General features: G+C 45.4%; 13 protein-coding genes and 1 pseudogene. 3 read left to right on the forward strand and 11 right to left on the reverse strand.

Annotated elements, in window-relative coordinates:
• Positions 1–399, forward strand: a pseudogene (locus PHF18_RS13585) (hypothetical protein); the annotation flags it as partial.
• 298 nt (positions 400–697) lie between these two features.
• On the opposite strand, the gene PHF18_RS13590 reads toward PHF18_RS13585, so the two are convergent.
• The 10 genes from PHF18_RS13590 to PHF18_RS13635 form a co-directional block, all read right to left on the reverse strand.
• A complete protein-coding gene (locus tag PHF18_RS13590) occupies positions 698–1,519 on the reverse strand; it encodes a DUF364 domain-containing protein (protein ID WP_300103778.1) in 822 nt (273 codons plus the stop codon).
• Positions 1,520–1,619: 100 nt separating this feature from the next.
• Positions 1,620–2,414, reverse strand: coding sequence for a nicotinate-nucleotide pyrophosphorylase (locus PHF18_RS13595; protein WP_300103781.1), 795 nt, complete (start codon positions 2,412–2,414; stop codon positions 1,620–1,622).
• A gap of 210 nt (positions 2,415–2,624) precedes the next feature.
• The gene (locus PHF18_RS13600; RefSeq protein WP_300103784.1) at positions 2,625–3,686 is read right to left on the reverse strand and encodes an ATP-binding cassette domain-containing protein; all 1,062 of its coding nucleotides are present in this window, start codon (positions 3,684–3,686) and stop codon (positions 2,625–2,627) included.
• The gene (locus tag PHF18_RS13605) at positions 3,683–4,489 is read right to left on the reverse strand and encodes an ABC transporter permease (protein ID WP_300103787.1); all 807 of its coding nucleotides are present in this window, start codon (positions 4,487–4,489) and stop codon (positions 3,683–3,685) included. Before PHF18_RS13605 ends, PHF18_RS13600 begins: the two co-directional genes overlap by 4 nt.
• Entirely contained in the window at positions 4,477–5,295 is an 819-nt protein-coding gene (gene modA / locus PHF18_RS13610; protein WP_300103790.1) for a molybdate ABC transporter substrate-binding protein, read from the reverse strand. Before modA ends, PHF18_RS13605 begins: the two co-directional genes overlap by 13 nt.
• A 172-nt stretch (positions 5,296–5,467) precedes the next feature.
• On the reverse strand, positions 5,468–6,109 hold the full coding sequence (locus PHF18_RS13615; RefSeq protein WP_300103793.1) for an NAD(P)H-dependent oxidoreductase: 642 nt from the start codon (positions 6,107–6,109) through the stop codon (positions 5,468–5,470).
• A 313-nt stretch (positions 6,110–6,422) separates the two neighbouring features.
• Positions 6,423–6,998, reverse strand: a complete 576-nt coding sequence (locus tag PHF18_RS13620; protein ID WP_300103795.1) for a flavodoxin family protein — start codon at positions 6,996–6,998, stop codon at positions 6,423–6,425.
• A 106-nt stretch (positions 6,999–7,104) separates the two neighbouring features.
• Entirely contained in the window at positions 7,105–7,395 is a 291-nt protein-coding gene (locus PHF18_RS13625; protein WP_300103796.1) for a putative quinol monooxygenase, read from the reverse strand.
• A 60-nt stretch (positions 7,396–7,455) separates the two neighbouring features.
• Complete coding sequence (locus PHF18_RS13630) at positions 7,456–7,980, reverse strand: nitroreductase family protein (RefSeq protein WP_300103798.1); 525 nt, start codon at positions 7,978–7,980, stop codon at positions 7,456–7,458.
• A 129-nt stretch (positions 7,981–8,109) separates the two neighbouring features.
• A complete protein-coding gene (locus tag PHF18_RS13635) occupies positions 8,110–8,667 on the reverse strand; it encodes a flavodoxin family protein (protein WP_300103800.1) in 558 nt (185 codons plus the stop codon).
• Between the two features lie 168 nt (positions 8,668–8,835).
• On the opposite strand from PHF18_RS13635, the gene PHF18_RS13640 reads away from it, so the two are divergent.
• On the forward strand, positions 8,836–9,219 hold the full coding sequence (locus PHF18_RS13640; RefSeq protein WP_300103803.1) for a helix-turn-helix domain-containing protein: 384 nt from the start codon (positions 8,836–8,838) through the stop codon (positions 9,217–9,219).
• 36 nt (positions 9,220–9,255) lie between these two features.
• Here the strand turns inward: PHF18_RS13640 and PHF18_RS13645 are convergent, their stop codons facing one another.
• Positions 9,256–10,659, reverse strand: a complete 1,404-nt coding sequence (locus PHF18_RS13645; protein ID WP_300103804.1) for an MATE family efflux transporter — start codon at positions 10,657–10,659, stop codon at positions 9,256–9,258.
• A 589-nt stretch (positions 10,660–11,248) separates the two neighbouring features.
• On the opposite strand from PHF18_RS13645, the gene PHF18_RS13650 reads away from it, so the two are divergent.
• Entirely contained in the window at positions 11,249–13,573 is a 2,325-nt protein-coding gene (locus PHF18_RS13650; RefSeq protein WP_300103839.1) for an ATP-dependent DNA helicase, read from the forward strand.
• The last annotated feature ends 48 nt before the right edge of the window (positions 13,574–13,621 follow it).

A 13,621-nucleotide genomic window follows, 5' to 3' on the forward strand; every position in this document is an offset into this window, starting at 1 on the left:
GATACAGGAATTATGCCGTATTTTGTCGAATTCGGCGGCCCTGTGAACAGTTTTGGAACTAACATCAATGGATATTTACTAGTAGGTTTCCAGGGATACAGTTCCGAAAAAGTAAATGAATCACTAATTGATGAAATATATCAAGTAATAGATGTCCGCTGCGAACAGGAAGGCGTAAGCGACGTACCAGTCGTTTTTGAGTTTATAGGATATATAACAGAAGCTGAAGAACTTTTACCAGAAGATGAGATCCCAAATGTGAATGAAAGTGATGACGCCAACTTATCAGGTAATGAAGAAGAGACTGCTGTTAATGAGACAACCAATCAGATGCCTGGCTTTACTTCAATAATGGTCATTTTAGGGCTTTTATTGCTTTTGATCGTCAAGCGTTCATAACTGCTTATTTCAGCCCAATACCCTACAATTTACTACAGGGGTGGGGGAAAATAAATCAGGGGTCAGGAAATGAGGAAAGGGATTAAGATGATAAGATCGGAAGCGGTTAAATCTTCGAATCTGTTGTTGTTCGTTTTTTCTGTCGCTTTTCGTTTTCAATTTCTTTCGGGTTCATCTTTTTCATTTATTTTTGGAAAAGGCCGGCTTCCTTCGTCAGCCGGTGAGTGCATGGGGACTAAGAATCAATATATACAAACCTTCTCAGGGTTCTATTTTGAGTCCTAAAACGGCTATCTCATTACTTTTTTCTAAACGCAACCTTCTCCCCACAGTACTTGTGAAGTTTTTTCGTTCCTCCTGCTTCGCTGACAATGGTAAGCATGGTCTCAGGGATGGTGATCCGGGTGCCCATTACTGCTGTAATTCCTCGCTTGAAGAAAGGTTCCGGATAAAGAGGGGCGCTTGGACCGAGCAGGACAACTTCTCTAGCCTCTCCTTTTTGGGCAAGAAGGTCGTCGAAGGTCCTGTTGGCGAGAGTACTTGCACTGAGGATGATCACATCCGCTTCAGGGAGGATCTCTCTGGCTTTTTCCGATGGCAGAGTCCTGGTTTGAGGAGCTTCGATTTCACGCTTTTCAAGGACTGTGAGTTTCTCGGTTATTTTCAGGATTTTCGGGACGAGAGGGCCGAAATAGCCAATCATTGCAACCCTATCCCCGGGCTTTATAAGGTCCAGAATGTCCGAGCAGGAACGCTGGAAGTTTTCAGGTTCCAGGTCATGGAGCATATGGGAAAGCGCATTTACGGTTGCCACTCCTACTGCTGCTTCAAGGGGATTTTCTGACAGGGCAAGTTCAAGCACTTTATCCGCAGTTTTGCCTTTCAGGGTTTCCGAAAAACCCAGAGCAGGGCAGCAGGAAAACTCGTTGAGGGGGGTGCAGGCAACACCTCCGTAGTTTTCGGAAAGCAGGACCCCGGTATAGGCGAGCCCTATCCTGACATCCTGTACTTCGATTTCTTCAAGGACTGGTCCCAGGTCTTTTTTGAGTGCACTTACGAGGGAGGACAGGATTCCAGTTTCTTTTTCTCCTTCCTCGTTCATTTTTATCATTTTTATCATTTTTCCCTCCTTTTCTCCTTTTTATTCTTCTTTTTCCGGGGGTTTGCTCTTCCGGGATATTTTATTTCTGGCATGCAGTTACCTTTTTCTTCTTTTTTTCTCAGGTCCTTTCGATCTTCGTTGTAAAGTCAAGGGGATTTGCGTAATAAGGAGCGCTTATAACGATAATGTCAACAAGAGGGGCGTATTCAGGAATCCTTTGCGCCTTAATTCCGCCCACTGCAAGCTCGAGTTTAGGGTTGAGTTTCTTAAGTTCGGGTCCTAGTTCCCGCAGTTCCTCAGGGGAGAGATGGTCAAGGAGCATGATATCCGACATTTCGGCATATTTGAATGCTTCTTCCCTCGATCTGGGCTCGATTTCTATTTTCTTCATAGCCCTGAGTTCTCCCAGTTCTCCGGCAACTTCCAGGTGGTTCTGGCTGAGCTGGATGGAATCGCTGAGAGAGTTCCTGTGAATGTCCCCCCCGCCTGCCCGGACGGCTTTGAGCTCAAATATCCGGGAACCGGGATGGGTCTTTCGGCTTGTTGCAATTATAATGTCAGGGTTTGCTTTTCTGGCTGCGCTTACGAAAGAAGAGGTTTTGCCTGCTATGGCACACATGATGGTAAGGAAAGTCTGAGAAACCCTCCACAATTTGAAAAGGGTTTTAAGTTCTCCTTCGGCTTCGAATATGCTGTCCTGAGGTTCGAATTTTTCTCCATCCCTGAGGTATTTCAGGACCTTAAGGCCCCCCTTTTTTTCATAATATTCGGCCAAGTCCTCGGCACAGGCGCAGACTCCGGCTTCCCTGGTCCGGATCCTGAGCGTTCCTTTTCCTTCAAGCCTGAGCAGTTCTGCACTTTCATCCTGGTAGGGGCAGTCTTCGTAAAAGTAAAGGTCAAAAAGGTCTATCATGCTTTGCCTCAAAAATTCTTATTTTTATGTTGCTATTTGTTTTTCTTGACGTTTTTCTTGACGTTTTTCTTGACGTTTTTCTTGACGTTTTTCTTGATGTTTTTCTTGACGTTTTTCTTGACGTTTTCCTTGCTGTTAGTTTTTTCGTATCAATTTCGTTGTTCCCGATCAATGTCCATTTTGAATGCTTTTAGGTTATCTCTGGCGTGTTTACCTTATTATCCTGGCATTTGAAGCTTTAAAGACGGCATAGATCTCCCTTCCCGGTTCGAGACCCAGCATTTCACATGAAGTCGGCGTAATAACTGCTTTAATTTCTGCACTCCCCATCTTTACCTCGACCACGACCAGGTGTTCTTTTTTGAAAATTCCTGAAACTTTTCCCTTCAAAATGTTCCGGGCCGAACTTTCCACAGTCTCTCTGGCAAGAATGACTTCTTCCGGGCGGATGGAGACAGTGACCTCTTCTCCGGGTTCGGCGGGGTCTGTAGAATAGATTTCCAGGCCTTCGGCTTCAACTACTGCGAGTTTTCCTTCGAGAGCCTTTACCTTTCCTTTCAACACATTGGTGCCCAGAAACTCGGCCACGAAATCCGGAGATGGTCGCTTGAAGACAGATTCCGGGTCTCCTGCCTGCATAACTTCCCCTTTTCTTATGACAACCACCCGGTTTGCCAGGGCCCAGACATCTTCAAAATCATGGGTCACGTGCAGGACAGTGGTACTGTAATCCGCAATTGCCTTTTTCAGCATCTCCCTTAACTTTTCCCGTGTTCTTGTATCAAGGGCGCTGAAGGGCTCGTCCAGAAGGAGCAGCTTTGGTCTTGCAACCAGGCTTCTTGCAAGGGCTGCCCTTTGCTTTTCTCCTCCGCTAAGAGTAGTTGGTTTTCTGTGCAGGAGTTCGCTTATCCCGAGGACTTCAGCAACCTGCTTTACTTCGGTTTCTATCTGCTTTTTGTCCTTTACCTTTTTCCTGAGGGCATATGCTATGTTTTCGAAAACGTTCATGTGGGGAAAAAGCATGTGGTCCTGGTACACTATGCTGATATGCCTCATGTCGGGAGGAAGGTCGGTAATATCTTTTCCTTCCAGGATAATCCGGCCTTTTTCGAGTCCGTAAAATCCTATTATGGTTTCAAGGATCAGGGACTTTCCGCTGCCTGAGGGACCGATCAGCGCCAGATAATCTCCTTTTTCGGCTTTGAGTCCTATACCACTGAGTTCGAAACCCCCAACGTCAAGGCAGAGGTCTCTGATCTCAAGGAAACTCACAGCTTTCCTCCTTCGAACCTCTCGAAACTAAGGATTGCAAGAAAAGCAATTCCCATCAACAAAATTCCACTTGTGATTGCCATTTCCAGGTTCCCGTAGGAAATGTTCAGGTAAAGGGTCACAGGCAGGACTTCGGTATGCATATAGGAGCCTCCCGCAAGAACCAGGACGGCCCCAAAAGCCCCTATGCACCGGGCAAAGGTAATAACGCTCGAAGCAAAGAGTCCGCTCCTGGCCATCGGGAGGGTCACATGCCTGAAAGTTTCGAATTCCCCATACCCGAAACTCCTTGAGACCTGTTCGTATCGCGGGTTGATGTCTTCAAAGGTAGAGTAGATAACCCTTACAGCATAAGGAAAAGCGACAAAAAACTGGGCAACCACTATTCCGAGCTTGCTAAAGATCACCTTTATTCCTGCCATCTCAAGGTAAGGTCCGAGAAATCCGTGTCCGAAAAGAAGCAGGAGTGCAAGGCCCATGACCAGTTCAGGAAACGCCATAGGAAGCCCAAGTACTGCCTTTACCATCCTTTTTCCCGGAAAAGAATAACGGGAAAGGGCATAGGCTGTTGGGATTGAACAGCACATGACAGAAAATGTCGAAGCTGACGAGGTCAGCATTGAAAGCTTCATGGAATAGAACATCTCTTCCGAAAGCAGGGATGAGATTATTTCCGAGGGTTTCAGGACGAAGAGCAGAACCCCTATGGATGAAAAAAGTAAGAAAGTGAAGAAGAAGGCAATGCCTACTGTGAGGTTCCTGAACCAGGAGTTGTTCATTCCCGGGGATCTTAAGAATTGCATGGCTCAAAGCCCCATTTTTCCCAGGTCTTTTCTGCCTCTTCTCCAGCAATGTAAGTGTTGAAAGCCTTTGCCAGTTCCGGGTCTTCGGTGTATACGGAAACTGCTGTAGGTATGGTTTTTATTTTATTCTGTTTTTCAGGAATCTGGATAATTTTGAGTTTCCCGCTGGCTTCTCCCCAGTTTGCCATGTCTTCCCAGATAATTGCCGCATCTACTTCTTCGGATACAACGTAGATGAGAAGCTGGTTTACGGTTGCAGTTCTGACAATTGTGTTATTCTCAACTTCGGGAAGGATGCCTGCCTTTTCACAGATCGCTTCCGAGACTCTGCCTATTGCAGGCCCGTTAGGGTCTCCAAGCGCCAGTTTTACTCCGGGTTTTGCAAGGTCTTCAAGCCCGCTTATGTTTGCCGGGTTTTTATCAGGAACTGCAATTACCGGAATATGCAGGGTCAGGTTTGTCACGCTGTCATTGAAAACATAATTCCTGTCCATAGCCTGTTTGGTGTAGTAGTAGTCCCCGGGAATAAAAACATCACACTCTTTTGAGGTCAGGATTCCGAAGATTTCGGCACTTCCTCCGTAGCGCACCTCAACATCTGCCCCGGTCTCGTTTTCAAAATTCCCGATCAACTCGGTCATGGGCTTTATCAGCCCGGCTCCGGAACAAACCGTGATCTGCCTTCCCTCAAACTCTTTTCCCTGGTTTTCCAAAACAGGTGTAGATGCTCCTTTTTCAGCACACCCGGAACCAGCCAGGGTTATTGCCAGTATCATAATAATTATGAATGCGCAGACTTTTTTCATTCAAATACCTCTTCAGATTGAAGTTCAATGATATGTCTGAACACACATAACGGTTAATATAGTTTTTTATAATAATATTCTGTACAAATATTACATAAAAGTATTATGGGATTCAGGCTGCTTCTCAGTCCCGAATTCTCAAAAAACGAAATGAAGGCGTTTTCCTCTGTATTTAAAGTTCAAATATTCTATTTCTATATTTATCGAGTTCTTCAGCCCCTTTTTCCTTTGAAAGGCTGCTCACCTCGTAGATAATATGGGACGGCAGTACTTTCATCCCCATGTACTCAAAGATGCAGTGAGTTACCGACTCAAGGTGCTTGTTCAGGTCCCCATGTGCCCCTCCTTCGGAATACCACTCCTTTGAAGCTCCTGTGGTGGTGGCAATCATTGCAGTTTTTCCTTTCAGGAGCCCGGTCTCATAGGCACTGCTTGTGATAGGGTTGAATCCAAAGCCCGGAGCCAGGACCCTGTCTATCCAGCCTTTCATTATCGCGGGCATGGACGTGAAGTATATCGGGAACTGAACGATGAGGAGGTCTGCCCACTTTACTTTTTCCATCTCCTCTTTTATGTCAGGCGCAAAAGCTCCGGTTTTCGAGGCATGGATTGCTTCAAGGAAAGGCTTGAAAATATCCGGCTTTTTTCGTTCTGTGAAGTCCCCTGCATTGAGCACGGGATTGAAGTTCATTGCGTAAAGGTCTGACAGTCTTACTTCGTTGCCTTTTTCTTTCAGGGCAGCGAGAGCTGTGTTTTTCAGGGCGGCATTAAAGGATGTTGGCTCAGGGTGTGCATAAACATAAAGAATTTTCATTTAATTCCCCCTTATTCTATCCATAAAATTCATTTCCTTTTATAAATAAGTAAGGCTGCCTCTTTCTTTGAGGCAAAAAAGGTTGTTTTCCGGTATGTGGTGATATTATTATATTCTGAATTCCTGTCGGGCTGAAGCTTTCTTTTTTATCTTCTGTATGCAGGCGGGCTCAAGGAGCTCAAGGGGCTCAAAGCATGCGAAAAAGAGGGCCTGAAAAACCGTTTACGGTATTTAGATTACGTAAACCAGCTTTTCAGGGAGTGCTATAAATTATACCTTCAAATAAATATTACACATTAGCCAGGAGTAAGAGTTATGCATTGAGTTTTTTCAAAAGCCATGCCATATTTTGTCCCAGAACCTGCATGGTCTGGACGCCCTCTTCGTCTTTTTCGACATCCCCTTCAGCAAGCCCTATCCCTATATTCCAGTAACTGGATCCTGGAATTATCATCTGGGAAATCGTGAAGAAGTGGTTGATAGAATCGAAGGCATGGACAGCTCCAGCCCTCCTTACTGCAACAACGGCTGCTCCTACTTTCCGCTTGAAAATAGAGCCATTTGCAATTGCAACGAAACCTGCTCTATCCATAAGGGCTTTGAGCTCAGGCGTCAGGTCTGCGAAATATGTGGGTGAGGCAAGGATTATGCCGTCGGCTTCAAACATTTTCTCAATGCAGTCATTGACGATGTCTTTGTCAATTACACACTTTCGGTCTTTGTTTTCAAAGCATTTTGTACAGGCTGTACAGCCGTGGATACTTTTTCCCCCTACCTGCACTGTCTCGGTTTCGATCCCTTCTTTTTCAAGCTCTTCAAGGACGTGCTTTATGAGAGAGGCTGTATTGCCTTCCTTCCGTGGGCTTCCGTTAAATGCGACGACTTTCATTGTTTATATCCCCCGATTAATTTCTGCATTTATATCTTATATGTTTGATGGAACTCCTTCAAAAAACGAATGGGAGTAGAATTTGAGGAATAAATGAAAAAGTAAATCACAGCTTTTTTCCGTATACATTAATTTCAGTTTCTTTCTCAAGACATTCTGAAAGCAAAGGAAACATTTCTTTAAAATGATTGGAGTTTAAGTGTTCGTCCAGGCTGCTTTTATCTTTCCACTCTTCTAACATAGTCAGGATTTCTGAATTCTCTAATTCCTGATACACCCCATATTCTATGCAGCCTTCTTCTTTTAATGATTCTTCAACAAGGTTTTTACACAAATCCATAAATTCTTGAATTTTTTCAGGTTTGACCTGGTTTTTTGCAACAACTCTTATAGTCAATAAAATCACCCGTTTGTACAGATTCTTGATTCTCTCAGTATTACGGCATCAATCACGGAATCATTCTTTCTTCTGACCGTACCTGTTGTGGTAGACTTTTTCTTCCCTGTACCGGTCCTGAGGTTCTGGTTTTTGAGCCGGATAGCCGATAGGTACAAGCCCCAGAGGAAATACATGATCCGGCAATCCAAAAGCTTTCCGGAAGCCTTTAACCTTATCTGTCATGGGAAAAATCCCTGTCCAGACCGCCCCAAGCCCGAAATCGTGAGCTGAAAGCAGGAGGTTCTGAATGGCTGCCGAGCAGTCCTGAACCCAGTACCCGGGAGCTTTTTCCTGGGTAGTATCCCCGCAGACCAGGATTGCAAGAGGAGCTTCCCTGCACATGCCTGCATAGGCGCTGTATGTGGGAATTTCATCAAGGAGTTTCCGGTCATCAATAACAATAAAGACCCAGGGCTGGGCATTAACTGCAGACGGAGCGCTCATTGCAGCCCTGAGCAGTTCGGTAATAAGCTCCCTCGGAACTGGCCTATCTGTATATTTTCGAATACTTCGGCGAGTGTGGATTGCTTCAAGAGTTTCCATATTCAGACTCCTTATCCATTTCTAAAAGATCTCTAATAAGAGTAGGGCGGAGGATAATCTCTTCAGTTTTCTCTCGCCCTTTTTACTGCCTTTCCCTGTTTTATTTTCCTTTATTTTCCTCTAATCTCTTTATTTTAACAGGTTAAGGCCTGTGTTTTTTGCTTTTTCCATAAGCTCGGAATCGTCATTTACTTCCCCGGGAGCGTGGTATCCAACACCCACGAGGGTATCCTTTACTTCCATGCGCATGAAGTTGGAAATCTGCCCTTTGAACTCCTCATAGACCCCTTTGAAAGCTGCCGGGTCAGGCATTCCCTGAGTTCCTATAATCACAGCCTTTTTTCCGGCAGGGAGGCGGGGGGAGAAGTCAGCGTTTATAAGGGAATAGCAGCGGTCAAGGAAGAGTCGCATCTGACCTGTAAACTGGCCAAAGTAAATCGGAGAGCCAAATACAACGCCATCAGCTGCTGCAAGCTCATCAAATAATTCCATAAGGTCGTCTTCAAGCTTGCACTTATCATGGCTCTTGCAGTAGTTGCAGCCCTGGCAGCCTTTGTAGTCCATCTCATTGAGGAAGAAGTTTCGGGTCTCTGCACCTGCTTCTGCTGCGCCTTCGAGGACCTGCTGGACAAGGACATTTGTATTTCCATTCTTTCGGGGACTTCCAACTATACCTATAACTTTCATTTTGACACCTTTTATCTCTTTTATCTGTTAATTTGAGCCTCTTTTTACAAAATAGAGTCTCTTCTGTCAGTAACGTGCATTTGCTGATATTTAATCTACAGCAACTATACTTATATACCATACATGCAATCCGGATACTTAGTAACAAAAAGGATAGTATGAAAGCTTATGGTAAATGAGGCAAAAAATAATAAACACTATCATTGCCCTGTTGAAGCAACTCTGGACGTAATAGGCGGTAAATGGAAACCCCTCATCCTCTGGCAATTGCGAGCAGAGAAACTGCGGTTTTCAGGGCTTCAGCAAAGCATGCAGGGGATTTCTCCTAAAATGCTCACAAAACAGCTCAGGGAACTCGAAGCAGATGGGCTTGTCCTCAGGGAGGCTTATCCTGAAATCCCGCCCAGGGTTGAATACTCCCTGACTGAATTTGGAAAAACCGTGCTTCCGGTTTTGGACGCGCTCTGTGAATGGGGAAATGGTTACCTCGGCAGGGAGTGCGTTCTTGATAAAAATAAGGACGTAAAAACCGCAGACAGTATTTCGCAGTAACTGTTCTTTCAGTAGCAGTCAATTCCCTGAAATAGGTCAATTCCCTAAAGCAGGTAAATTCCCTTCAACCGGGTCAATTATCACATTTTCTCCTTTTTCAGCAAGCAGTTTGAATTCCCGGATTACCATGAACAGGGTTACTGCAAAAGCCAGGGTGTCTGCAAGCGGGAAGGCTGCCCAGACCCCGAAGAGCTCCAGATACTTCGGGAGTATAAGCACCAGCGGGATCAGGAAAAGCACCTGCCTGCACATGGATAGGAACAGGGAAGGTCTTGCTTTGCCGAGCGCCTGGTAAAGAGCTCCTCCAACAACCTGAAAACCCACAAGGGGAGTTGCCAGCACCACAATTCTTACGGCGTATTTTCCTTCAACTATCAGCTGGTGGTCTCCGCTGAAAATCCCAAAAAGCTGCTCCGGAAACAGGTAGAGTAACAGAAAACCTGCAATGGACATGCCTGTGGTGATAATGATGGCAAGCTTTACCGATTCCCTTACACGCTCATAGTTTTTTGCTCCGTAATTGAAGCCTACAATCGGCTGAAGGCCCTGGATAATTCCGAACATGGGCATGAAGGTAAACATCAGGAGCCTGTTAATTATCCCGAAAACAGCAATTGCTATGTCTCCTCCGTAGAAGGCAAGGAGGTTGTTCAGGATTATTACCATGAAGCTGCTTGACACGTTTCGCGCAAAAGGGGACACCCCTATTTCCAGGACTTCTTTTATAATTTTGCTGTCCGGCCTAAGGTCAGCAGGGTGAAAATTGAGTGTGCTTTTCCCGCTCAGGAAGTAGTGGGCAATGTAAAGCACTCCTATTGCCTGAGACAGAACCGTTGCAATGGCTGCTCCCTTAATCCCCATTCCAAAGCCAAAAATAAAGATGGGGTCAAGTATTATATTGAGGCCCCCGGACATCATCATGGAGTTCATGGCAACCTTTGCATTCCCTTCGGCACGGGCAACAGCATTTGTCACCATTGCAAGTGAAAACAGGACAGTACCGGAAAGGATTACTCCCAGGTATTCAAGGGCATAAGGGAGAATAGTGTCAGTCGCCCCGAACGTTTTCAGGAGTGGTACGATATAGAGAAGCCCTGCCCCTGTTATCAGTAAGCTTGAAAACAGGGAAAGGAAGATCAGGTTTGCAAAAATTTTGTCGGCTTTTTTCTGCTCTCTTTCCCCAAGGCGGCGAGATATGATGGATGCGCCCCCGATGCCGATAGCAAGGCTTACAGCCATTCCGATCATCTGGATCGGGAATGCAACTGCAATTCCTCCGATTGCCTGGATGCTCTCGGCTCCATAGGCCCTGCCGACGAATACCGTGTCCACAAGGTTATAGAAAGCCTGTACAAGCATTCCTATAGTTGCGGGTAATGACAGTTTAAAAAGAAGTTTTCCTATTTTTTCGTCTGCCAGCATCCGGCTTCTTTCATCCATTTTTTAATTCCTCAGAACTGTTCCCACATTTTATTTCTAATTGTTTTTATATTAGAGTATGAAACTTACAAGAACAGTTAATTGAATATAGTCTTATCGATGTTATGGTTTTATGAAATCGGAAGATAAGGCCGGAAAACTTTATGTGGCTATCTTCCGTCTGCCTTTCGTCTGCCTTTCGTCTGCCTTCGGATAACTGGTCAAGCAATTATACACCACTCAACAAGTAAAAATAAATCCTCTCCCTCTGTGTTGGTATAGTACCAGGGATCGGTTTTTATCTGGCTTATTCGGTAGACAGTATAAACGATTTAATGATTCTCAGAATAACAGTTCTCCGAAAACAGCCCTCAAAAATAACTCTCAAAACGGGTTCCAAAATATTTATTTACTGTTGTTGGAGATAGTTATTTACGGTTCTTAAAGATGGTTAATGACAGTTCTCAGAAAGATATTAAGAGAAACTATATGTTCCTAAAAGAAACTGTATGTTCCCCTATTCTAAATAAATTAATAAAGTCTCAATATGAATAAATTCCGATGGACTGTTCAGGGTTCAGGAAACCGGAGAGGTATCAGGGTTAAGCGTATGATGCAAAAGAACGGATACATGCGATATTTTACAAAAAAAAGTTGCTATCCAAACCAGGCAGAAGCCATGGAGAAGATTCATTCGGCTCTCCTGCAGGAAAAAATCGTGCTTTTTGAAGGGGCGTGCGGGACAGGCAAGACCCTGAGTTCCCTTGCTCCTGCTCTTCATGTGGGGAAGAAACTCAACAAGGTCGTAATCATAGTCACAAATGTCCACCAGCAGATGGTCCAGTTCATCCATGAGACCAGGGATATCAACAGGGACAACAGTATAAAAACAATTGTTTTCAAGGGCAAGACATCCATGTGTCCAGAGAATCTCGACTATGAGGAGTGCAAGCTAAAAGGGGAAAACACCTACGACCTCCTTGAGTTTGAGAGGGAGGTCTCTTCAAAGGAAAAAGAACTCAAAGATGCCTCGGAAAAACACAAGCGGACAAAAGACCCTGCCCTCTACGCCCTCAGGAATGAGCTTGAAAAAGAAATCGAGGAAGCCCGAAAAAAGGCTCAGTCCTTGAGAAACCACTCCTGTTCAAAGCTTTATGAAGTCCTCAAATTTGAAGGAAATGATTTTTCGTCCTGGCTTTTTTCGGATGTAAGAAGCCCCGAAGATGTTATGGAATATGCGGAAGACCGGGGCATGTGCGGATATGAGCTGCTTAAAAAGGAACTCAAAAACACAGAACTTCTGATCTGCAATTTCCATCATGTGCTCAGTGCTGACATCTACATGACTCTCCTTAAATGGCTTGAGCGAGACCCTGAAGACATCATTCTTATCTTTGACGAAGCTCACAACATTGAGGCTTCAGCCCGTTCCCATTCTTCCGTAATGCTTTCCGAAATCTCCATTGAAAAAGCTCTTTCTGAGGTCGGGGAGATTCCTGAGTCTGACAATTCTCCTACATTCGGGGGAGGCTTCGGATCAGGTCTCGGGATTCCTCTTGACGAGGACTATGCCTCCCGAATCTATGCAAAAAGGCTTTTTTCCTGTTTACTGACCTCTATAAGGGATACTTATGACTCAAAGTTGAAGTTCGGGGAGAGGAACAGGCTTGGAAAACATTGGCAGGACATTCAGATTAGCGACCCTTATGAGCGCCTTGATGTCCTGAAAGTTCGTTTTTTGCGGGATACAAAGAAAGAAGGGTTTGCAGACGAAGAACAGGTACTTACCCGGCTGCGGGAAATCGGGGAGTTCGGAGGCAGGCTGGAAGAGATCTATGCTGAAAACTACAAAAAAGGGCTTCTTTCCGTTCCCAAACGTTCCCAGATCCGTTATGTTGCGGATTTTCTTTCTTCTTATCTTGTGCTTTCGAATCGGCAGAACTATTATCCGATCCTGAACATGCGCAGAGACTTTAAAAGCGACAGGGTAATCGGCAGGCTTGAACTTTTCACCTGTATTCCCAAGAATGTGACCCAGCCTTTGCTTGATTCCGTTTATTCGGCAGTGCTGATGTCAGCTACCCTTCGGCCTTTCGAGATGACCAAATCCACACTGGGCATTACCCGGGAAGTGGAAGAAATCACCTATGGGACTACTTTTCCACAGGAACGAAGGCTTACTCTTGCGGTTTCAGTCCCTCCCCTCTTTGCAAAAAACAGGGACAGCCCGGAAACTCTGGAAAGTTTGAAAGAAGCGCTTCTAGCTGCCACTGCTGCATCGCCAGGGAATGTGGTCGTTTATTTCCAGAGCTATGCGGAAGCCCTCCGCTATAAAAAACTCCTTGAGCCCGAACTTTCAATCCCCATTTTCCTTGATGAGATAGGGGTCTCGGCCCAGGAGGTCAGGCAGGAGTTTTTCAAAATAGGGGAGCAGGGAGGAAAAGCTTTGCTCATAACCTATCTCTGGGGAACATTAAGTGAAGGCGTTGATTTCAGAGACTCCCGCGGCAGGACCGTGATCATCGTAGGTGTGGGATATCCGGCTCTGAATGACAGGATAAAAGCGGTAGAGTCGGCATATGATACGGTTTTCAACTGTGGGGACGGCTGGGAGTTTGCAGTCCAGGTGCCAACTACCCGGAAGGTAAGGCAGGCAATGGGAAGAGTTGTCCGCTCTCCGGAAGACTTCGGGGTAAGGATCCTCCTTGATGCCCGCTACCAGGGTTCCCAGATGCGCAAGCTGGGTAAATTTTCGGTATTCGGGTACTTCCCTCCCGAAGAGAGTAGAGAGTTTCTCGATGTAGCTCCAAGGGATGTGGGAAGCCTGGTAAAAGAGTTTTTTGCAAATGTAGTGCCCTATTCCCCTGAAAAAAAGGAGCCGGAATCTCCGGCTTCAAGGCGGCTGGATTTCGGGAGCCTTGCAGAAAAGCTCTGAAAAGGAAATAGCTCCCTTACCCCTGCCCAGTTCTTCAAATATGGTTTT

The sequence above is a fragment of the Methanosarcina sp. genome (assembly GCF_028693135.1).
In the GTDB taxonomy this organism is placed as follows: domain Archaea; phylum Halobacteriota; class Methanosarcinia; order Methanosarcinales; family Methanosarcinaceae; genus Methanosarcina.

Bases quoted from the DNA above. Each gene is read 5' to 3' on its own strand.
- PHF18_RS13590 (WP_300103778.1), bottom strand. From the start codon at position 1,519: ATGATAAAAATGATAAAAATGAACGAGGAAGGAGAAAAAGAAACTGGA.
- PHF18_RS13595 (WP_300103781.1), bottom strand. From the start codon at position 2,414: ATGATAGACCTTTTTGACCTTTACTTTTACGAAGACTGCCCCTACCAG.
- PHF18_RS13605 (WP_300103787.1), bottom strand. From the start codon at position 4,489: ATGCAATTCTTAAGATCCCCGGGAATGAACAACTCCTGGTTCAGGAAC.
- modA (WP_300103790.1), bottom strand. From the start codon at position 5,295: ATGAAAAAAGTCTGCGCATTCATAATTATTATGATACTGGCAATAACC.
- PHF18_RS13615 (WP_300103793.1), bottom strand. From the start codon at position 6,109: ATGAAAATTCTTTATGTTTATGCACACCCTGAGCCAACATCCTTTAAT.
- PHF18_RS13620 (WP_300103795.1), bottom strand. From the start codon at position 6,998: ATGAAAGTCGTCGCATTTAACGGAAGCCCACGGAAGGAAGGCAATACA.
- PHF18_RS13630 (WP_300103798.1), bottom strand. From the start codon at position 7,980: ATGGAAACTCTTGAAGCAATCCACACTCGCCGAAGTATTCGAAAATAT.
- PHF18_RS13635 (WP_300103800.1), bottom strand. From the start codon at position 8,667: ATGAAAGTTATAGGTATAGTTGGAAGTCCCCGAAAGAATGGAAATACA.
- PHF18_RS13640 (WP_300103803.1), top strand. From the start codon at position 8,836: ATGGTAAATGAGGCAAAAAATAATAAACACTATCATTGCCCTGTTGAA.
- PHF18_RS13645 (WP_300103804.1), bottom strand. From the start codon at position 10,659: ATGGATGAAAGAAGCCGGATGCTGGCAGACGAAAAAATAGGAAAACTT.
- PHF18_RS13650 (WP_300103839.1), top strand. From the start codon at position 11,249: ATGATGCAAAAGAACGGATACATGCGATATTTTACAAAAAAAAGTTGC.